The organism is Bradyrhizobium sp. CCGB20, from assembly GCF_024199855.1.
Classification (GTDB): domain Bacteria; phylum Pseudomonadota; class Alphaproteobacteria; order Rhizobiales; family Xanthobacteraceae; genus Bradyrhizobium.
On sequence record NZ_JANADN010000001.1, the window covers coordinates 593,589 to 613,255 of the forward strand.

Consider the following 19,667-nt stretch of genomic DNA (forward strand, 5'->3'; position numbering starts at 1 on the left):
CTCCCTCTTAAGCCGCGTGGATCGTGCGCCACACCCGGTCCGGGGTTGCGGGCATTTCCAGATTGTTCTTGCCGATCGCATCCGTGATCGCGTTGATCACGGCCGCAGAGGCGCCGATCGCGCCGGCCTCACCGCAGCCCTTGATGCCCAGCGGATTGCCCGGGCACAGCGTCGTGGTGTGGGAGAGGTTGAACGAGGGCAAGTCGTCGGCGCGCGGCATCGAGTAATCCATGAACGAGGCCGTGACCGGCTGGCCGTTGGCGTCGTAGATGGCGTGCTCGAGCAGCGCCTGGCCAATCCCTTGCGCGAGGCCGCCATGGACCTGGCCTTCGACGATCATCGGGTTGATCAGCCGGCCGAAATCGTCGGCTGCGACGAAGTTGACGAAGGAGGTCTTGCCGGTGCCGGGATCGACCTCGAGCTCGCAGATATAGGCGCCGGCCGGGAAGGTGAAGTTGGAGGGATCGTAGAAGGCGCTTTCCTTCAGGCCCGGCTCCATCCCGTCAGGCAGATTGTGTGCGGTATAGGCCGCAAGCGCCACCATCGGGAAGGCGATCGCCTTGTCGGTGCCGGCCACCTTGAACTCGCCGTTCTCGATGACGATGTCGCCTTCCGACGCTTCGAGGGCATGCGCGGCGATCTTCTTGGCCTTGGATTCCATCTTCTCCATGGCCTTCAGGATCGCGGTGAGACCGACGGCCGCGGAGCGCGAGCCATAGGTGCCCATGCCGAACTGCACCTTGTCGGTGTCGCCATGAACGATCGAGACCTGGCTGATCGGAACGCCGAGGCGATCCGCAACGAGCTGGCAGAACGTGGTCTCGTGACCCTGGCCATGGCTGTGCGAGCCCGTCAGGATCTCGATGGTGCCGACGGGATTGACGCGCACTTCGGCGGATTCCCACAAACCGACGCCGGCGCCCAGGCTGCCGACCGCCTTCGACGGTGCGATGCCGCAGGCCTCGATGTAGCAGGACACGCCGATGCCACGCAGCTTGCCGTCGGCTTTCGCCTTGGCCTTGCGCGCTGCGAAGCCGGCATAGTCGATCGCCTTCATCGCAGCATCGAGGGAAGCATTAAAGTCGCCGGTGTCATAGGCCATGATCACCGGCGTCTGGTGCGGGAACTGGGTGATGAAGTTGGTCCGGCGCAGCTGCGCCGGATCGACCTTGAGCTGCCGCGCGGCCGTTTCCATCAGACGTTCGATCAGGTAGCTCGCCTCGGGGCGGCCCGCGCCGCGATAGGCATCGACCGGCGTGGTGTTGGTGTAGACGCCGACCACCTCGGCATGGATCGCCGGGATGTTGTATTGGCCCGACAGCAGCGTCGCGTAGAGATAGGTCGGGACCGACGACGAGAACAGCGACATGTAGGCGCCGAAGTTGGCGTAGGTCTTCACCTTCAAGCCGGTGATCTTGTTGTTGGCGTCGAACGCCATCTCGGCATGGGTCACATGGTCGCGGCCATGCGCGTCGGTGAGGAAGGCTTCGGTGCGATCGCCGGTCCATTTCACGGGACGGCCGACCTTCTTCGAGGCCCACAGCGCCACCATCTCTTCGGGATAGATGAAGATCTTGGAGCCGAAGCCGCCGCCGACGTCGGGGGCGATCACGCGCAGCTTGTGCTCGGGGGCGATGTTGTAGAACGCCGACAGCACGAGGCGGGCGACGTGCGGGTTCTGCGACGTCGTATAAAGAGTGAAGTGCTCCTCAGCCGCGTCGTAATCCGCGATCGCCGCGCGCGGCTCCATCGCGTTGGGTGCGAGGCGGTTGTTGGTGACGTCGAGCTTGACGACGTTGGCGGCCTTCGAGAAGGCGGCGTCCGTCGCACCCTCGTCGCCGATCACCCAGTCATAGACCTGGTTGCCGGGGGCCTCGGGGTGAAGCTGCGGCGCGCCCGATTTGATCGCGGCCTGGACGTCGGCGACCGCGGGAAGTTCCTCGTAATCGACGACGACAGCTTCCGCCGCGTCGCGCGCGAGGTTCTTGCTGTCGGCGATCACGACCGCGACGGCCTGGCCGACGAAGCGCACCGTCTCCGGCGCCATCGCCGGCCATGCGCCCATCTTCATCGGGCTGCCGTCCTTTGAGGTGATGGCCCAGCCGCAGATGAGGTTGCCGACCTTGTCGTCGACGATCTGCTGTCCGGTGAGCACGGCGACCACGCCCGGCATCTTCAGCGCGGCGGTGGAGTCGATCTTCTTCACCTTGGCGTGCGCGTGCGGGCTTCTGATGAAATGGGCATGGGTCATGCCCTGCAATTTGATGTCGTCGACGTAGCGGCCCTTGCCGGTAATGAAACGCTTGTCTTCCTTGCGCACGACGCGCGCGCCGATGCCTTCAACACCCATGTCTGGTCCTCCCGACCGGAAATTTCTTTGACCGCGCTTTCCCTCGAAAGCAGCGGCGGTGGTTCTTATTTCGAGGCGGGCCGCTTTACTCGGCCGCCTGCGAGACCTTCATGCGTCCGGCTGCATCCAGCACGGCCTTGACGATGTTGTGGTAGCCGGTGCAGCGGCAGATATTACCCTCGAGCTCGTGGCGCACGGTGGCCTCGTCGAGCTGGCCACTATGGCGGTGCACGATGTCGATCGCCGACATGATCATGCCCGGCGTGCAATAGCCGCACTGCAGGCCGTGATTGTCGCGGAAGGCGGCCTGCATCGGGTGCAGCTCGTCGCCCTTGGCGATGCCTTCGATCGTGGTGACGTTGGCGCCGTCGGCCTGGCCCGCCAGCATGGTGCAGGATTTCACCGCCTTGCCGTCCATGTGCACGACGCAGGCGCCGCACTGGCTGGTGTCGCAGCCGACATGGGTCCCGGTGAGGTTGAGGTGATCGCGCAGGAGCTGGACCAGCAGCGTCCGGTCCTCGACGTCGACAGCAACGGCCTTGCCGTTCACTGTCAGTTTGACTGTAGACACGGTGTAGTCCTCCCGGGATTGATTTTGATTGTTTCTAATTAGAGACCAGCGACCCGGAACTTTGCAACTAGGATTTTGGTCGCCCGCGTCATGGAAAAGTCATTGATCCAGACGGGCCTGCGACGATTTGCGGGGTGCGCCGCACCGATCCGGACGGAGTGGCCGGCCAGCGTGGGATGCCAGCCGTCATCCCGTCCCATCGGCCTCTGGCCGATGAAGCTCCGGATTGCACCAGCCTGCCGAATTTACCGCCCTTTATCCATTGTGCCCTAGTTTTGCGCATCCGGTCTGGGGGCGGGGCGCCTCCGGAACACGGCTGAATAGAAAATGGGGGTTGGGAATGTCCGGGCGTACCGCGTCGCCGTCGAAGCGTACAATATTTCCGACCCTCAAGTTCCGCGCCAAGATCATCCTGGGCTTCGCCGCGGTGCTGGTGATCTCCGCCGGCAGCATGGCATTCTCCTATTTTGGCTTCGAGCGGGTCTCGTCCGGGGTCGGGTCCTACCGCAGCAGCGTCACGGAGGCCGATCTCGCCCGCAACATCGATCGCGAGTTGCTCGCCTACCGTTCGGCAGTCCGCTATTTCGTCGTCACCGGCAAGGAGGACGATGCCAAGGTGGCGCTGGACGCCGAGACCGGCTTGAAGAGTGCCATCGACCAGGCGGTCAAGAGCGCCAAGAAGCCGGCGCGGCAGGAGAGCCTCAACAAGCTCGCCAAGGAATTTTCCAACTTCTCCGCGACCTTCGCGAAGGTTCTCCAGGCCAAGCGCGACAGCGCGCTGCTGGTGCAGAACCAGCTGACGCGTAACGCCAACCTCCTGAAATACAAGCTGGACGACATCGGCAACAACGCCTCCGACGCCGAGGCGCAGTCGATCGAGTTCGGCACCAAGCAGGTCAACGCCCAGTTCCAGACCGCGAGCGCGGCCGCGACCAATTTCGTGCTGACGTCCGACCAGGCGATCGCGACCAGCGCGCTGGCGCGGCTGAAATTCGTCGAGAACTCGCTCGGCGCGGTCTATTCCATGGACGACAAGATCGTCGCCGGCCTGAAGGATGCCAGGGGATTGCTCGGTGCCTATCGGGAATCGCTGGAGAAGCTGATCGCGAACGCCAAGATGGTCGACGACCTCGTCACCGAGATGAACGGTTCGGCCGGCGCGATCCTGCAAGGAGCCACCGCGATGAAGGCGGACCTCGTCGCCGAACAGCAGCGGCTGGAATCGGAGTCGGAGGCGACCATCGGGCAGACCGAGCAATTGGTGCTGATGCTGGCCGTCGGCGGCACGCTGTTAGGTGCGATCCTCGCCTTCCTGCTCGGGACCGGCATCTCGCGCCCGATGATCGCGATGTGCAAGGCGATGCGCGAGCTTGCCTCGGGCAATTTCGACGTCGTGCTGCCGGGCTTGGGGCGCAAGGACGAGATCGGCGAGATGGCCGGCGCGGTCGAGGAGTTCAAGGTTCAGGCCGTGGCCAAGGCCGAGCGCGACGCTGCCGCCAGCGAAGCCCAGAACAAGGAACTGGCCACCGCGCGCCGTTCCGAGCTGATTCGCTTCGCCGACGACTTCGAAAGCGCGGTCGGCGCCATCGTTTCGAATGTGTCGGCCTCCGCCGTGCAGCTCGAATCGGCGGCGTCCACGCTGACCCGCACCGCGGAGACCACGCAGACCCTGTCGAGCCAGGTTGCCGGCGTCTCCGAGCAGGCCTCGAGCAACATGCAGTCGGTCGCAACCGCGACCGAAGAGCTCTCGGCCTCGGTCGAGGAGATCGGCCGCCAGGTCCGCGATTCCAGCCGCATTGCGGAAGCCGCCGTGGTGCAGGCCAAGGAAACCGACGGCCGGATCGGCAAGCTCTCCCATGCCGCCCAGCAGATCGGCGAGGTCGTAAAACTGATCACGGCGATCGCCGAGCAGACCAATCTGTTGGCGCTGAATGCCACCATCGAGGCGGCGCGCGCCGGCGACGCTGGCCGCGGCTTTGCCGTGGTCGCCAGCGAAGTGAAGTCGCTGGCGAGCCAGACCGCCAAGGCCACCGACGAGATTTCCTCGCACATCGCGGGCATGCAGGGTGCGACGGCCGAGTCGGTCGCCGCCATCAAGGAGATCGGCGCCACCATCGGCCAGATCTCGTCGATCTCGACGTCCATCGCGAGCGCCGTGGAAGAGCAGGGCGCAGCGACGCAGGAGATTGCCCGCAGCGTCCAGACCGTCGCGCAGGGCACCCAGACCGCCGCCACCGACATCGGCCAGGTCAACCGCGGCGCCGCCGAAACCGGCTCGGCCTCGGAGGAGGTGCTGCACTCGGCCAAGACGCTGTCATCGGAAAGCACCCGCCTGCGTGCCGAGCTCGACCGCTTCATGGGGAATATCCGGGCGGCCTAGGGGTCGCCGTCGCCTCATACTCCCTGTCGTCCTCGCCTAGTGCGCAATTGCGCACCAGGCAGGGACGACAGCGGCGGCTCCCCCCGCGTCACCTAACCGCCGGTTGCGACGCCATAAATTTACCGCCGCTTATCCTTTGCACTTTACCGTGCTGACGAGTCGGGAAGCGGGCTGCTTTCGGGCTGCGCCTGGTTTTCCGCGAATGGAATGGGGTGGGGAATGCCCGTCAAGTCGAAGCCGAACACGTCGAAGCTGCTCACCTTGCGTTTTCGTGCAAAAATCATCCTCGGCTTCGTGGCGGTGCTCGCCATCCTCGCCGTCAGCATGGCTTTCGCCTATTTCGGTTTCGAGCGGATCCAGGCCGCCGTGGCATCCTACCGGGCCAGCGTATCGGAAGCTGACCTCGCGCGGACCGTCGATCGCGACCTCATCAGCTATCAGGGACTGGCGCGGGCCTATACGTTGACGGGCGCGACCGATGACGAGACCGCGGCCAAGGCGGCCGAAGAGAGTTTGAAGAACTCGATCGCCAAGTCGATGGCCGCGACCACCGGCGCGGCGCGCCGCGAGCAGGTCGGCAAGCTCGAGGCCGAGTTCCAGCGCTTTACGAAGGTGTTCGGCGAGATCATCACGCTGACGCGCGAGAACAACAAGATCGCCGCCGACGAGCTCAACAGCGTCGGCAACAAGATCCGCTTCAAGTTCGACGATCTCGCCGATACCGCCGCGCTGGCGGGCCTGAATTCGGTTCAGACCACGGCCAAGGACGTCACCTCGCAATATCTTGCAGTCTCCACCTCGGTCAGCGCCTTCGTCGCCAAGCCGGAGCCGAAGACCGCCGACGGCGTGATCGCCCGCATCAAATTTCTGGAGACGCTGCTGGTCTCGATCTATGCCAACGACCAGAAGATCACAGACCGCGTCACCGAGATCGGCAATCTGCTGAAGCAGTACCGCACCTCGTTCTCGAAGCTGACCGAGAACGTGAAGATCATCGTCAAGTCGAACGGCGAGATGACCAAGACGGCGGCGACCATCCTCAAGCTTTCGGGTGAGCTGCGGTCGGATCTGACCGCTGATCAGCAGCGCATCGAGACGAGCGCCAATGCGACGATCGTGGACACCGAGCGGCTGATGCTGATGATGGCGCTTGGCGGCCTCGCCATCGGTGCCGTGCTGGCCCTGATGCTCGGCAACGGCATCTCGCGTCCGATGATCGCGATGTGCAAGGCGATGCGCGAACTCGCGTCGGGCAATTTCGACGTCGTGCTGCCGGGTCTCGGACGCAAGGACGAGATCGGCGAGATGGCCAGTGCAGTCGAGGAGTTCAAGGTTCAGGCCGTCGCCAAGGCCGAGCGCGACGCTGCCGCAAGCGAAGTCCAGAACAGGGAGCAGGCCGCTAGCCGCCGCTCCGAGCTGATCCGCTTTGCCGACGATTTCGAGAGCGCCGTCGGCGCCATCGTCTCCAACGTCTCATCCTCCGCCGTGCAGCTCGAATCGGCAGCGTCCACGCTGACACGCACTGCCGAGACCACGCAGAGCTTGTCGAACCAGGTCGCCGGCGTGTCCGAGCAGGCTTCCAGCAACATGCAGTCGGTCGCAACCGCAACGGAAGAACTCTCGGCTTCGGTCGAGGAGATCGGCCGCCAGGTCCGCGACTCCAGCCGCATCGCCGAAGCCGCCGTGGTGCAGGCCAAGGAGACCGATACCCGTATCGGAAAACTGTCCCATGCCGCCCAGCAGATCGGCGAAGTTGTAAAACTGATCACGGCGATTGCCGAGCAGACCAACCTTCTGGCGCTGAACGCCACCATCGAGGCGGCGCGCGCCGGTGAAGCCGGCCGCGGCTTCGCGGTGGTTGCCAGCGAAGTGAAGTCGCTGGCGAGCCAGACCGCGAAGGCGACCGACGAAATCTCCTCCCACATTACGGGGATGCAGGGCGCGACCGCCGAGTCGGTCGCCGCGATCAAGGAGATCGGCGCCACCATCGGCCAGATCTCGTCGATCTCGACGTCGATTGCGAGCGCAGTCGAGCAGCAGGGCGCCGCGACGCAGGAAATCGCGCGCAGCGTCCAGACCGTCGCGCAGGGGACCCAGACCGCCGCCACCGACATCGGTCAGGTCAACCGTGGCGCCGCCGAAACCGGCTCGGCCTCGGAAGAGGTGCTGAACTCGGCCAGGTCGCTCTCCAGCGAAAGCACGCGCCTGCGTGCCGAGCTCGACCGCTTCATGGGCAATATCCGGGCGGCCTAAGAGCCGAGCTGTCGCGTCATACTCCCTGTCGTCCCCGCGAAAGCGGGGACCCATAACCACAGGGAGCAGTTATGGGGCAGGCAGGTTAACTCCGAGTCTTAGCCAAACTCGTCCCTGTGGTTATGGATCCCGGATCTGCGCTCCGCTTCGCTACGCTTGTCCGGGACGACAGTGGAGCGAGGATCGCCGTTCACGGCTCTCACTCCCTCCCGAACGCCCGCTTCAACTCCATCTTCGCCCGCTCCAGCCGCGTGCGCTCTGTCTTCGGCAGCGTCTTGCCGGCGCGGTTGATGTAGAAAGTCAGCATCGACAGCGCCGAGCGGTAGGCGCCGGCCTTGCGGCGCGAGCTGTGCTCGGCCGAGCGCTTCAGCGACGCCGCGATCTTCTTCGCGCTGGTCAGCTTGAACACGCCTTGCTTGAGGTCGAGCGCATCGCTCTGCTTCGTCACGCGCTGCGACCAGCGCTTTGGTGGGGCGCGTTGGGAGCTCCTGCGCGCCGCAGTTTTGCGAGAATGTGTCGTCTTTCTGACGGGAGCCATGCGTTAACTCCTTGTGGCTCCATCGGAAACGAGCCGCGTCAACGGCCGTTCCCATGGGAACCTGCCTTCGCCGCAGACGTTGTCGCAGGTGGCAGGCGGAATGCCGCACCCCCATGATCGGATCGACCCCGTCCACGTCCTGTGAACCGGGGCCGCGCCCATTGGTCAGATGCAACAACGCGATGGAATTGCAGCGAAGCCCAGCGCCGAATTATGGACCTGTGGTCGCCACGGCGGCCGCGCCTGACCGCATCGTCGAGACCAGCATTCCCGCGCGGCTCGATGCGCTGCCGTGGAGCGGCTTTCACACCCGCGTCGTGCTGGCGCTCGGGATCACCTGGATCCTCGACGGGCTGGAGGTGACGCTGGCCGGCGCGCTCTCCGGCGCGTTGAAGCAGAGTCCGACGCTGAACTTCTCAAATCTCGATCTCGGCATCGCCAATTCCGCGTATCTTGCGGGTGCGGTGCTCGGTGCGCTCGGCTTCGGCTGGCTCACCGATCGCATCGGCCGCAAGAAGCTGTTCTTCATCACGCTGGCGCTTTATCTCTCTGCGACCGCCGCGACGGCTCTGTCGTGGAACGTCGCGAGCTACGCGCTGTTTCGTTTCCTCACCGGCGCCGGCATCGGCGGCGAATACACCGCGATCAACTCGACCATCCAGGAGCTGGTGCCGGCGCGCTATCGCGGCTGGACCGATCTGGTCATCAACGGCAGTTTCTGGATCGGCGCGGCGATGGGCGCGGTCGCGGCCATCGTGCTGCTCGATCCTGCAACGATCAGCCCGGATCTCGGCTGGCGTCTCGCCTATCTCATCGGCGCGACCCTCGGCCTCGTCGTGCTGTTGATGCGGATGTGGATTCCGGAAAGTCCCCGCTGGTTGATGATCCACGGCCGGCCCGACCAGGCCCATGCCATCGTGGACGAGATCGAGCGCTCGGTGATCGGGCACGACCAGGATACGAGCGACGGCCGCTTCACGAAAATCCGCCTGAGGATGCGCGACCACACCCCGATCAGGGAGGTCGTGCACACGCTGTTCTCCGCCTATCGCCAGCGCGCGCTGGTCGGCCTCGTGCTGATGAGCGCGCAGGCGTTCTTCTACAACGCGATCTTCTTCACCTTCGCGCTGGTGCTGACCGACTTCTACGGCATCAGTGCCGAACACGTCGGTTGGTATCTGCTGCCGTTCGCGGCCGGCAACTTCCTCGGCCCGCTGCTGCTCGGCCGCCTGTTCGATACGCTCGGCCGCCGCGTCATGATCATGTTTACCTACGGCGTGTCGGGCGTGCTGCTGGCGCTGTCGGGCTATCTGTTCTCGATCGGCGCACTGAGCGCGCAGGGGCAGACCATCGCCTGGATGGTGATCTTCTTCTTTGCCTCGCCCGCCGCGAGCGCGGCCTATCTCACCGTCAGCGAGACCTTCCCGCTCGAAGTGCGCGCGCTGGCGATTGCCGTGTTCTACGCAGTCGGCACCGGCATCGGCGGTGTGATCGGCCCGGCGCTGTTCGGCGCGCTGATCGATACGGGATCACGCACCAGCGTGTTCGCCGGCTATTTGCTGGGGGCCTTCCTGATGATCGCGGCTGCGATCGTGGCGTGGCGCTACGCCGTCGCCGCGGAACGAAAATCGCTCGAACAAATCGCGCGGCCGCTTGCCTATATGGAGTAGACTATGAAATCGGAGCTCGCGGAATTGGATCAGAAGCGCACCATGCCAGATGATGAAGCACCCGACGCGGTGCCGGTGCCGCATGCGCTCGTGCCGCATCTGCACGAGACGGCGATCCTGCTCGATATCGACGGCACGCTGCTCGACCTGATGCCGACGCCGCGCGAGGTGTGGGTGCCGCCGGGCCTGTCGGAAACGCTGAACAAGCTGACGGAGCGCACGTCGGGCGCGCTGGCGATGGTCAGCGGCCGCTCGCTCAACGACATCGACCTGATCTTCGCGCCCGACGTGTTTCGTGCCGTCGCCGGACACGGCGCGGAGATGCGGCTGTCGGTGGGCAACGAGGCCGACGACGTCCATGCGCCGCCGATGGACAAGGAGCTGAAGCGGCGGCTCGCTGCCATCGCAAAGCTCAGCCCGGGCATTCTGCTCGAGGACAAGGGCTATTCGCTGGCGCTGCATTATCGCCTTGCGCCGCATGCGGAGAAGGCGATCTACGAATCCGTCTCGCTGATCCGCGCCGATCTGCCCAACGCGCCGATCGAGGTGCTGCCCGGCAAGTTCGTTTGCGAGATCAAGCATTCCGGTTTCACCAAGGCGACCGGCGTGCGCGAACTGATGAAGCATGAACCGTTCAAGGGGCGGCGTCCGATCTTCATCGGCGACGACGTCACCGATGAGACCGTGTTCGCGATCATGCCCGACATGAACGGCCTTGCCTTCTCGGTCGGCCGCCGCGCCATCGGCGTCAACGGCCATTTCGATGCGCCGAACGATGTGCGCGCGTTCCTTGCGCGTCTGCTCGACGATACAAGGTTGGAATAGGGCACGACACCTCAGGGCCACATTGTTGCTCGCGTCGCGCCTTAGCCCGGGCAGTTCATGCTGCGCGACACAGCCGCGAAAACCAACTTTGTTGAGTGAAATCGCCGGGTTCCCTGGGCAAAACTGGTTCCAACGCGCGTGCCTGATTTTGGTTTCAATTCGTGCAAATGATGATCAGGAACCATATTGATGAACGGCAGTTAAACGGGACGGAATGAACAGGAGGGGACGACCTGTGAACTTAGTCGTCGTTTCAAATCGAGTTGCGCGCGGTAAACCTAACGAGCCTATGACGGGCGGCCTTGCGGCAGCCTTGCTTCCCGTTGTGGAACATTCTGGTGCCATCTGGGTGGGTTCGTCGGGCCGCGTGCGCGACGGCCAGCAGAAGGAACCGTTCGCCGAGATCGAAGCGCTTGGCTCGGGCGCGATTGCGACGCTGGATCTGCCGTCGGCGCATTACGGCGGCTATTACGAAGGCTTTGCCAATTCGGCGCTGTGGCCGGCGCTGCATTCGCGCAGCGATCTGATCCGCGTCTCGCGAGAGGACTATGTCAGCTATCGCGAGGTCAACGCCTTCATGGCGCGCGCCTTGATGCGCTTCCGCAAGGCCAAGACCGCGTTCTGGGTGCAGGATTATCATTTCCTCGCGCTCGGCGCGGAGCTGCGCGATCTCGGCGTCGATGATCCGATCGGCTTCTTCCTGCACACGCCGTGGCCGGTCGCCGCGGTGATGCAGGGCGTACCCAATCATCGCGAGCTGATCACGGCGATGCTGGCCTACGATCTGCTCGGCTTCCAGACCAATGAAGATTGCCAGAACTTCCTCGGCTATGTCGCGGGCGAACTCGGCCTCCCCGTCGAAGACGGCGTTGCGATCTCGCACCATGGCCGGACGCGCTGCGAGGTGTTCCCGATCGGCATCGATGCGGAGAAGTTCGCAGCCTACGCCGCGAAGTCTGCGTCGCATCCCGACGTGTCGCGGCTGCGTCGCAGTCTCAACGGCGAACGGCTCGCGATCGGCGTCGACCGGCTCGATTATTCCAAGGGGCTGGTCAATCGCATCAGCGCGTTCGACCGGCTCTGGACCGAGCAGCCGCAGTTTGCGCGCAGCATCTCGCTGCTCCAGATCGCCAATCCCTCGCGCGGTGCGATCGAGGCCTATGGCAATCTCCAGAACGAGGTCGCGCGCCTCGTCACCGACGTCAACGGCCGCCATGGCGAGGTCGACTGGACGCCGATCCGCTACCTGAACAAGGGCTTCAGCCAGGCCGTGCTCGCGGGCCTTTACCGGACCGCCCAGATCGGCGTGGTTACGCCGCTGCATGACGGCATGAACCTCGTCGCCAAGGAATATGTCGCCGCGCAAAACCCGGCCGATCCCGGCGTGCTGGTGCTGTCGAAATTCGCCGGCGCCGCCAACGAGCTCGAAACGGCATTGCTGGTCAATCCGCATGACATCGACGGCATGGCGCGCGCGATCGCGGTCGCGGCCGCGATGCCGCTCACCGAGCGCAAGATGCGCTGGGACGCGATGATGAAGAAGCTGCGCGGCCACACCATCCAGCAATGGTCCGCCGACTTCGTTGCCGAGCTGGAGAAATGCCGGACCGAAAAGGCGGTCGTGCCACTCGCAGCACAGCCGCCGCAGGCGCTGCGCTGGCTGAAGTCGGCGATCTCGGGCGTGCGGTTGATTTAGATTTCGAGAAGCTTGTTCGATCTCACCCTCTCCCCTTGTGGGAGAGGGTGGCTCGCCGCGCCGCGGCGAGACGGGTGAGGGGTATCTCTCCTCACGCAAGCCTCTCGCAGCATGACTCGCGGATGCAACCCCTCAACCGGCGCTTCGCGCCACCTTCTCCCACAAGGGGAGAAGGAAGAGTAGCCTCAATAGCAATACGACAGTCCCTCCAGAATCGCGCACTGCCGCTTGTTCGGCGCGTTCGGATCATCCAGCGGCACCATGCCCTTGCCCTGGCCGACGAACACGCCGGGCCCGACATGCACCGAGCTCTTGTTGCCGATGATCACGCTCGGATGCGGCGAGGCGCTCGAGCGCGTCCCGTCCGGCCAGATGATGGCATCGCCCGAAAGCACCCCGCGCCGTCCGTCGTCGCAGCTGACGTCGACGCCCTGACGGGTGCAGACCTGCGCCAGGGCCGGCCCGGCGAAGGCAAAGCCGAGCACCAGAATCAGGCTCAGCGCGGCGATGGTGTTGCGGATGGTCATGGCGTCCCCGGTCATGTTTGGCGTCCTCGAGTGAATCGTCGCGCCAAACCCGCCAGGGGTTCAGTCGGCAGGCGGGTCAGGGGCTGTGTATCACCAGATATTATCTTTTAAATACAACGGGTTGCTGAAAAATCATCCGATTTCCCCGCGATCCCTTGCAAAATCACCGGCGTCCCTTCAAGAGAGGGCGCTCCGGAGAGATGGCCGAGTGGCTTAAGGCGCACGCTTGGAAAGCGTGTGTGCGGGAAACCGTACCGTGGGTTCGAATCCCACTCTCTCCGCCACTGGCCTCATCCCACCAATTTCCACGTCCCATCCCCCGCGCGCTTCAGCGCAGGGTCGCTCACGCGCACATGCTCCGCCAGGAAATCGATGAACGCGCGCACGCGGGCGGGCAGGGGCGCGGTGTGGCCGACATAGACGGCGTGGATGTCTTCGCGGTCGCCGGGATTGTAGCCTTGCAGCACCGGGACAAGGCGACCGGCTTCGATGTCGGGGCCGATGTGGAAGAGGGCGAGGCGGGCGAGGCCGACGCCGCCGAGCGCGAGGCGGCGGGCGATTTCGCCGTCGCTGGCGCGCGCCACAAGCGGCGGCACCGCTTCCTCGGTGCGGTCTCCCCGGCGGAACGGCCAGCCGCCGCGGATACGCGGAAATGTCCAGCCGATGCCGCGATGCTCCGCGAGATTCGTCGGGGTTTTCGGGGTGCCAAAGCGCGTCAGATAATCAGGTGTGCCGACGATGACCATGCGGCTGGTGCCGAGCTTCCGCGCGATCAGACGCGAAGTTTTCAGAGGTCCGACGCGGATGGCGACGTCGGCGCGCTCCTGCATCAGGTCGATCAGCGTGTCGGTCAGCACGAGATCGAGCGTGACGTCGGGATGCCGTTCGAGAAAGCGCGGGATCAGCGGCATCACATGCAGCATGCCGAAGGGGATGTTGCAGTTGACCGTGAGCCGGCCGCGCGGCGTCGCGCCCGAGGCTGCCTCGCGCTCGGCCTCTTCCATCTCGCCGAGGATGCGCAACGAGCGCTGGTAGAAGGCCTGGCCTTCCTCGGTCAGCGTGAGCTTGCGCGTGGTGCGGTTGATCAGCCGCGAGCCAAGCCGCGTCTCCAGCCGCGAGATCAGCTTGCTGACGCCTGACGGCGTCAGCCGCAGTTTTCGCGCGGCCTGCGTGAAGCCGCCGAAATCGACGACGCGGACGAAAACCTCCATCTCCGCGGAGCGGTTGGTGTCGAAACGGGCCATGTTGAATTCACGTCACAAATGATTGGATTGCGGACATTCTAACGGATTTGCTGCGGTGCGGCTATCTCCGTGGCTCGTCTCATCCTTCGGAGCCACGCATGCCTCTCGCCGTCCTCGCGCTCACCGCCGGTGCCTTTGGCATCGGCACCACCGAATTCATCATCATGGGCCTGCTGCTCCAGGTCGCCGCCGACATGCACGTTTCCGTGCCGGTCGCGGGCCTGCTGATCTCCGGCTATGCGCTCGGCGTGTTCGTCGGCGCGCCGGTGCTGACGCTCGCGACGCGGCGAATGCCGCGGAAGACCGTTCTTCTCGCCCTGATGGCGATCTTCACGCTCGGCAATGCGGCGTGCGCGCTGGCGCCTAACTATGAATTGCTGATGGCCGCGCGGGTGCTGACCTCGCTCGCCCACGGCACGTTCTTCGGCGTGGGCTCGGTGGTGGCGACCAGCCTCGTCGCCGAGGACAAGCGCGCCTCTGCCATCGCGACCATGTTCATCGGTCTGACCGTCGCGACGCTGCTGGGCGTGCCCTTCGGCGCCTGGTTCGGCCTGATGCTCGGCTGGCGTGCCGCGTTCTGGGCGGTGACGGTGATCGGCGTGATCGCATTCGCGGTCGTCGCGGCGCTCGTGCCCGGCCATGTCGGCAATGGCGACAAGCCGATCTCGCTTGCCGAGGAGGTCGCGGTGCTGGGCCGTCCGCAGGTGCTGCTCGGCCTTGCCATGACGGTGTTCGGCTTTGCCGGCCTGTTCGTCGTCTTCACCTATATCCAGCCGATCCTGACCCGCTTCACCGGGTTTTCGGAAGCGGCGGTATCGCCGATCCTGCTGGTGTTCGGCGCGGGCCTTGCGATCGGCAACGTCGCCGGCGGCAAGCTCGCCGACCGCGGCCTTGCGCGCGCCCTGATCGGCACGCTCGCTGCGCTCGCCATCGTGCTGCTGGGCCTTGCCGCCGTGCTCTCGGTCAAGATCGCTGCCATCGTGCTGATCCTGCTGCTCGGCGTCGCCGCCTTTGCGACGGTTGCGCCGCTTCAGCTGCGCGTGCTGGAAGCCGCCGGGCCCAGCGGCCGCACGCTGGCCTCCAGCCTGAACATCGCCGCGTTCAATCTCGGCAACGCGCTCGGCGCCTGGGCCGGCGGTGTCACCATCGATCGCGGCCTCGGTCTCTCCGCGCTGCCTCTGGTCGCCGCCGGCATCACGGCCGTCGGTCTCGTGCTCGCGCTGTGGAGCTTCCAGCTCGACCGCAGGCAGGCGACCCTCGCGGCGTGCCCGGCGGAATGAAGCGGCGATGACGACGGCGATCGCGGCTCAATAAAAAGCCGCGATCGCCGTTGCGATTCCGGCCGGGAGATTCGTCTCGCTCTTCAGCATGTCCAGGAAGGCGGAATCGCCTGCTACCGTCAGGCCGTCCAGCTTGATGGGATGCAGCGGCTCGGCCGCCGCTGTGACGGCCTGCAAATCGGGACCGGTCCTGACACCGTTATATTCGAGCCGCGGGCGCAATTGGACATTGTTGCCGAACTGCTCGTCCAGCGCGAGACGCCAGCCGGTCCGCGAGACCGTTCCACTGGCGATCGCCGCCGACATGGCGAGGCTATGCGGTTGCAGCGTGCCGAGTTGACCGAGCGCGGTGCGGAGCCGGCTGGTCGCTTCCGCCAGCGTGATCTTCTCGATTTCCGGATCCTGGTCGGGCGAAGAGAAATCGATCACCCGTGCGCTGCTGCCGATCTTGAGGGCCTCGCCGCTTCCGCCCGCCAGCTGCATGGCCCTCTTCATTCCATAGCGCGGCCGTCCGCCGATCGTGACCAGGACGATATCCTGCTCGCGCGATTTGATCAGGTGGCCGTAGGGCTCGCCGGTCACGCCCTTCACGACCATAAGATCGGCGAACTTGCCCTTGGCGATCGTCCCCAGCCCTGCGTCCCACTTCAGGATCGCAGCCGGATTGCGCGTCGCCATCGAGACGATGGCGTAGTCGCTGAAGCCGAGGTTGAAATGCGCGGAGACGACCTTCGCTGCTTTCAGCTCGCCGAGCAGGTTCTTGCTGCCCGAGGGCGACCAGTCAGAGCCGAGCGCGATGGTGAGGCCGGCCGTGCGTGCCGCCACGACGTCGGTCGTTTTCCCGTAGAGCAGCAGATTGCTCAGCGGGGACCAGACCACCTTGGCCTGATTTTGGGCCATCGTTCCGAAGTCGGTCGCATCGAGCGCCGTGCAATGAATGCCGGCCAGCGATGGTTCGATCGCCCAATCGCCTGCGGGATTGCGCAAGGCGAGAAAGTGGCTGTGCGCACTGGTATCGACGCCTTCGCTCAGATGCAGCAGGAAGCACGTCGACGATTTGAGCTCGTTGTCGAACTTCGCCCAATCCTCCGCATCGATATCGGGGATCTTCGAGTGGGCCCGCGGAAGATCGGGAGGGCTCCCGATCTCGGCGGCGCGCAGCGCTCCCTTGTAGTATTTGTGGATCGTGCCGCTCCAGTTCGACAGCGTGATCCCCTGGCTGGTCGTCGTGCCCGCGACCATGCACTTGGCTTCGACATAGCGGACCAGCGCCGGCAGCAGCGAGCCGTCGTCGGCCAGCGCAATCGCGCTCATGGGGCCGGTCACGGACGTCTTGTACGATCTGGCGTTCTGCCACTGGTCGCGATTGCGGTAGAGCTGCGGCACGCTCCAGAGCGGCAGGATGTTGTAGCTCAAATGATTGTGCAGCTCGATCAGGCCGGGATAGATGGTGCCGCCGGTGATGACCGGATCGACGGCCTCGAAGCCTGCCGGGGCGGGCTGTCCCTTGGGCACGATCGCGGCGATGCGATCGTCTTCGATGAAGATCGTCCCGCTCTTGATGACGTCGCCCTCACTGGCCATCGTCACGATCCGCCCGCTCAGCGCCCAGCGCGTCGGGGTCGCGGCCGGGCTCATGGGATCACCCCGTCGGGAACGGTGATCGCGATCGTGCGTCGCTTGGCTGCCGCGTCAGCGCCCTGGCGCGTGGCCCACGGCGTGTCCCCGCGCATCCAGGCCGGTAGTCCCGCGGGAAGATCCTTTGCGATGATGTCGATGAGTTCGGTCGGCTTGAAGGTGTCGCCATACGGCACGAGTGTGGTCGGTATGTCGGGATGCAGGACCGCAGATGCGAGGGCTGCGAGCGCGGCATTCCACTTGGTCAGCATGATCTTGGTGTTCGCAGCCCGTGTCGCGTTATCACTGGCGGAACTTTCCGGCCAGGTCGGGTGCGTGATGTGCTGATAGGCGAGGGTCTTGAAGGCTGCGCCATCGGCGGTCTTGAGCCAGGCTTTCCAGGCCTCGTCCGCAAGGCCGCCAAGCGAGATCACGGCCTCGATGTTGCCGGGCGCGAGCACGGCCTTGAACCATTTGTTGCGGTAGTCGACGATGCCGGGCTCGTTCTTGTGCTTGTTGCCGCCGCTCTGTCCATAGACGCTGTACAGGAAGGTGTTCACCATCACGTAGCTCTGCGTGATGCCGAGCTTTGCGAGAAAGCCCTGGGCCCGGCGGCCCGCGGTGCCGACCAGGATGCGGCGCACGATGGTCTCGTGCTGAGCGGGATCCTGACCGACGACGAGCACGCGCGCCGATCCGTCGAGCCGGCCACGGTGAAAGATCGGTCCCCATTCGATCCGAAAGTCATCTGGATCGTACGCTTCAGCGCCCGGGTAGCCGGCGCACAAGTCGCGAAATGGTTGCTGGTCGTATCCGCTGTCGAATTCCACGAGCATCGCAAATGCTCCGATGTATCGGTGTCAAACTGGCTGCGTCAAAAAAGCCAGTCACCATGCCGCAATCTTGGCGGTCGTTTGTTGCGTCATTCAACCACTATGTGGGTCAAGGGAGGGGCCCCAAAGGTTCATGAGCTTCTCTTGATCCGCTTGGGGCTGTGACAGAGCGCCGCGACAATGCGCCATGCAGAAACGCGCCTGTACACGGTCCCGTGACCTCCATAACCTCCGCGGCGCAAATTCAGGAGATGCGGCGTGGCGAAGAAGACGGCGACCAAGAAGAAAACTGCTTCGAAGCAGGCAGCGAAGACCTCGAGCAAGACGAGCACCGCCCGCAAGGCGGCCGTCGCGAAGGCGGCCAGGAAGGCAGTCAGCAAGACAGCCAAAAAGACAGTCAAGACGCCGGCACCGCGCAAGCCGGCCGCGGCCCGCCGGCCGAAGGGCCCGGCCTGGCAATGGTCGGCGGTCGAGACCGCCGCTGCGATCCGCTCCGGCGCAATCTCCGCCGTGGAGACCGTCGAAGCGCATCTCGAACGGATGCGCGCGGTCAATCCGAAGCTGAACGCGGTCGTCGTCGATCTCTCGGAAGAAGCGCTTGCCGCCGCGCGGGCGGCCGACAAGCAGCGCGGCAGGGGCGGCGAGCTCGGCCTCCTGCACGGCGTGCCTGTTACCATCAAGGAGAACGTCGATTACGAAGGCAGGCCCAATTTCAACGGCGTGCCCGCCAACAAGGACCTCGTCGCGCCGTCGGATTCGCCTGTTGTCCGTAACCTGAAGAAGGCCGGCGCGATCGTCATCGGTCTCACCAACACGCCCGAATTCTCGTTCCGCGGCTTCACCGACAATCCCCTGCACGGGCTGACGCTCAATCCCTGGGATCCCAACATCACCTGCGGCGGCTCCTCGGGCGGTGCGGGGTCGGCGGTCGCCGCCGGCATCGGCACCATCGCCCATGGCAACGATATCGGCGGCTCGCTGCGCTGGCCGGCGCATTGCAACGGCGTTGCCACCATCAAGCCGACGCAGGGCCGCATCCCGGCCTTCAACGGAAGCGCAACGGCCGAGCGGCCGATGCTGGCGCATTTGATGTCGGCACAGGGCCCGCTCGCCCGCCACGTCGGCGACGTTCGTCTCGCTCTGGAAGTGATGAGCCAGCGCGATCCGCGCGATCCCTGGTGGGTGCCGGCGCCGCTGGCCGGGCCGAAGCCGAAAGGGCCGATCAAGGTCGCGCTGGCCAAGATCCCGGAGGACATGGACGTCGATCCGTCTGTGCACGCGGCACTGCGCCAGGCCGCCGATCATCTCGAACGCTCCGGCTATCGCGTGAGCGAGGTCGATGTCCCCGACATCAACGGCGTCTGGCAGACCTGGTGCGACATCATCACCAACGAGACCGTGGTGATGCAGGAAGCCGGCATGCTGAAGGTGACTTCGGAAGACTTCCACAAGGCGTGGGGCGGCATGAAGGCCAAGGCCGGCGTACTCGACCTGCCGGCCTGGATGCGCGCCACCGCCGCACGCAACGGCCATATCCGTGCCTGGCAATTGTTCTTCGAGGAATACCCGGTGGTGCTGGCGCCGACTACGGTGAAGCCGACGCCCGGGCCGCGCGACGACACCGTCAGCGCCGAGCGCGTGCGCGAGATCTTCTGGGGCGAGATCCGCTTCATCTCCGCCATCAACGTATTGGGCCTGCCCGGCGCGGTGGTGCCGGTGACCCTGCATGACGGCAAGCCGATCGGCGTGCAGCTCATCGCGGGACGCTATCGCGAGGACCTCGCGCTCGATGCGGCGGCCGCGATCGAGAAGCGTGCCGGTGTGCTCACCCATCGGCTCTGGGAGGCGATGGCCTGAACCCGCGGCCAAAGCGCTTGGCGTAA

At 65.1% G+C, this 19,667-nt stretch carries 14 protein-coding genes and 1 tRNA gene; 8 read left to right on the top strand and 7 right to left on the bottom strand.

Annotated elements, in window-relative coordinates; all coding sequences use genetic code 11:
* Positions 1 to 7: 7 nt before the first annotated feature.
* Together NLM15_RS02745 and NLM15_RS02750 are read right to left on the bottom strand one after the other, a co-directional pair.
* Positions 8 to 2,350, bottom strand: coding sequence for a xanthine dehydrogenase family protein molybdopterin-binding subunit (locus NLM15_RS02745; RefSeq protein WP_254115159.1), 2,343 nt, complete (start codon positions 2,348 to 2,350; stop codon positions 8 to 10).
* A gap of 85 nt (positions 2,351 to 2,435) precedes the next feature.
* The gene (locus NLM15_RS02750; protein WP_254115160.1) at positions 2,436 to 2,921 is read right to left on the bottom strand and encodes a (2Fe-2S)-binding protein; all 486 of its coding nucleotides are present in this window, start codon (positions 2,919 to 2,921) and stop codon (positions 2,436 to 2,438) included.
* A gap of 340 nt (positions 2,922 to 3,261) precedes the next feature.
* Here NLM15_RS02750 and NLM15_RS02755 point away from each other — a divergent pair, with 340 nt between their 5' ends.
* Both NLM15_RS02755 and NLM15_RS02760 read left to right on the top strand, forming a co-directional pair.
* Positions 3,262 to 5,301, top strand: a complete 2,040-nt coding sequence (locus tag NLM15_RS02755) for a methyl-accepting chemotaxis protein (protein ID WP_254115161.1) — start codon at positions 3,262 to 3,264, stop codon at positions 5,299 to 5,301.
* Positions 5,302 to 5,520: 219 nt separating this feature from the next.
* Positions 5,521 to 7,554 carry a methyl-accepting chemotaxis protein gene (locus NLM15_RS02760; RefSeq protein ID WP_254115162.1) on the top strand — a complete coding sequence of 678 codons (2,034 nt, stop codon included), beginning with the start codon at positions 5,521 to 5,523 and terminating at the stop codon, positions 7,552 to 7,554.
* A 199-nt stretch (positions 7,555 to 7,753) separates the two neighbouring features.
* Here NLM15_RS02760 and NLM15_RS02765 read toward each other — a convergent pair whose 3' ends face one another.
* Positions 7,754 to 8,092, bottom strand: a complete 339-nt coding sequence (locus tag NLM15_RS02765) for a DUF3175 domain-containing protein (protein WP_254115163.1) — start codon at positions 8,090 to 8,092, stop codon at positions 7,754 to 7,756.
* Between the two features lie 182 nt (positions 8,093 to 8,274).
* Between NLM15_RS02765 and NLM15_RS02770 the strand changes: the two genes are divergently transcribed.
* From NLM15_RS02770 to NLM15_RS02780, 3 genes are all read left to right on the top strand, one after another.
* Complete coding sequence (locus NLM15_RS02770) at positions 8,275 to 9,762, top strand: MFS transporter (protein ID WP_254115164.1); 1,488 nt, start codon at positions 8,275 to 8,277, stop codon at positions 9,760 to 9,762.
* Positions 9,763 to 9,765: 3 nt separating this feature from the next.
* Positions 9,766 to 10,587 carry a trehalose-phosphatase gene (gene otsB / locus NLM15_RS02775; protein ID WP_254115165.1) on the top strand — a complete coding sequence of 274 codons (822 nt, stop codon included), beginning with the start codon at positions 9,766 to 9,768 and terminating at the stop codon, positions 10,585 to 10,587.
* A 235-nt stretch (positions 10,588 to 10,822) separates the two neighbouring features.
* Positions 10,823 to 12,283, top strand: a complete 1,461-nt coding sequence (locus tag NLM15_RS02780) for a trehalose-6-phosphate synthase (RefSeq protein ID WP_254115166.1) — start codon at positions 10,823 to 10,825, stop codon at positions 12,281 to 12,283.
* Between the two features lie 185 nt (positions 12,284 to 12,468).
* Here the strand turns inward: NLM15_RS02780 and NLM15_RS02785 are convergent, their stop codons facing one another.
* Positions 12,469 to 12,810, bottom strand: coding sequence for a hypothetical protein (locus tag NLM15_RS02785; protein WP_254124127.1), 342 nt, complete (start codon positions 12,808 to 12,810; stop codon positions 12,469 to 12,471).
* A gap of 194 nt (positions 12,811 to 13,004) precedes the next feature.
* On the opposite strand from NLM15_RS02785, the gene NLM15_RS02790 reads away from it, so the two are divergent.
* Positions 13,005 to 13,094, top strand: a tRNA-Ser gene (locus tag NLM15_RS02790).
* Between the two features lie 6 nt (positions 13,095 to 13,100).
* On the opposite strand, the gene NLM15_RS02795 is transcribed toward NLM15_RS02790, so the two are convergent.
* Positions 13,101 to 14,054 (bottom strand): LysR family transcriptional regulator, encoded by a 954-nt coding sequence (locus NLM15_RS02795; RefSeq protein WP_254115167.1) that lies wholly within the window; start codon positions 14,052 to 14,054, stop codon positions 13,101 to 13,103.
* 98 nt (positions 14,055 to 14,152) lie between these two features.
* Here NLM15_RS02795 and NLM15_RS02800 point away from each other — a divergent pair, with 98 nt between their 5' ends.
* Positions 14,153 to 15,334, top strand: coding sequence for an MFS transporter (locus NLM15_RS02800; protein WP_254115168.1), 1,182 nt, complete (start codon positions 14,153 to 14,155; stop codon positions 15,332 to 15,334).
* A gap of 27 nt (positions 15,335 to 15,361) precedes the next feature.
* On the opposite strand, the gene NLM15_RS02805 is transcribed toward NLM15_RS02800, so the two are convergent.
* Together NLM15_RS02805 and NLM15_RS02810 are read right to left on the bottom strand one after the other, a co-directional pair.
* Positions 15,362 to 16,972: an amidohydrolase family protein gene (locus NLM15_RS02805; RefSeq protein WP_254115169.1), complete on the bottom strand. Its 1,611-nt coding sequence runs from the start codon at positions 16,970 to 16,972 to the stop codon at positions 15,362 to 15,364.
* On the bottom strand, positions 16,969 to 17,787 hold the full coding sequence (locus NLM15_RS02810; RefSeq protein WP_254115170.1) for a uracil-DNA glycosylase: 819 nt from the start codon (positions 17,785 to 17,787) through the stop codon (positions 16,969 to 16,971). Before NLM15_RS02810 ends, NLM15_RS02805 begins: the two co-directional genes overlap by 4 nt.
* A 255-nt stretch (positions 17,788 to 18,042) precedes the next feature.
* On the opposite strand from NLM15_RS02810, the gene NLM15_RS02815 reads away from it, so the two are divergent.
* Positions 18,043 to 19,641, top strand: coding sequence for an amidase family protein (locus NLM15_RS02815; RefSeq protein WP_254115171.1), 1,599 nt, complete (start codon positions 18,043 to 18,045; stop codon positions 19,639 to 19,641).
* Positions 19,642 to 19,667: the final 26 nt, after the last annotated feature.

Excerpts from the sequence above, each read along its gene's own strand:
- NLM15_RS02800 (WP_254115168.1), top strand. The coding sequence starts at position 14,153 with ATGCCTCTCGCCGTCCTCGCGCTCACCGCCGGTGCCTTTGGCATCGGC.
- NLM15_RS02760 (WP_254115162.1), top strand. The coding sequence starts at position 5,521 with ATGCCCGTCAAGTCGAAGCCGAACACGTCGAAGCTGCTCACCTTGCGT.
- NLM15_RS02785 (WP_254124127.1), bottom strand. The coding sequence starts at position 12,810 with ATGACCATCCGCAACACCATCGCCGCGCTGAGCCTGATTCTGGTGCTC.
- NLM15_RS02765 (WP_254115163.1), bottom strand. The coding sequence starts at position 8,092 with ATGGCTCCCGTCAGAAAGACGACACATTCTCGCAAAACTGCGGCGCGC.
- NLM15_RS02810 (WP_254115170.1), bottom strand. The coding sequence starts at position 17,787 with ATGCTCGTGGAATTCGACAGCGGATACGACCAGCAACCATTTCGCGAC.
- NLM15_RS02795 (WP_254115167.1), bottom strand. The coding sequence starts at position 14,054 with ATGGCCCGTTTCGACACCAACCGCTCCGCGGAGATGGAGGTTTTCGTC.
- NLM15_RS02805 (WP_254115169.1), bottom strand. The coding sequence starts at position 16,972 with ATGAGCCCGGCCGCGACCCCGACGCGCTGGGCGCTGAGCGGGCGGATC.
- NLM15_RS02770 (WP_254115164.1), top strand. The coding sequence starts at position 8,275 with ATGGAATTGCAGCGAAGCCCAGCGCCGAATTATGGACCTGTGGTCGCC.
- NLM15_RS02755 (WP_254115161.1), top strand. The coding sequence starts at position 3,262 with ATGTCCGGGCGTACCGCGTCGCCGTCGAAGCGTACAATATTTCCGACC.
- otsB (WP_254115165.1), top strand. The coding sequence starts at position 9,766 with ATGAAATCGGAGCTCGCGGAATTGGATCAGAAGCGCACCATGCCAGAT.
- NLM15_RS02745 (WP_254115159.1), bottom strand. The coding sequence starts at position 2,350 with ATGGGTGTTGAAGGCATCGGCGCGCGCGTCGTGCGCAAGGAAGACAAG.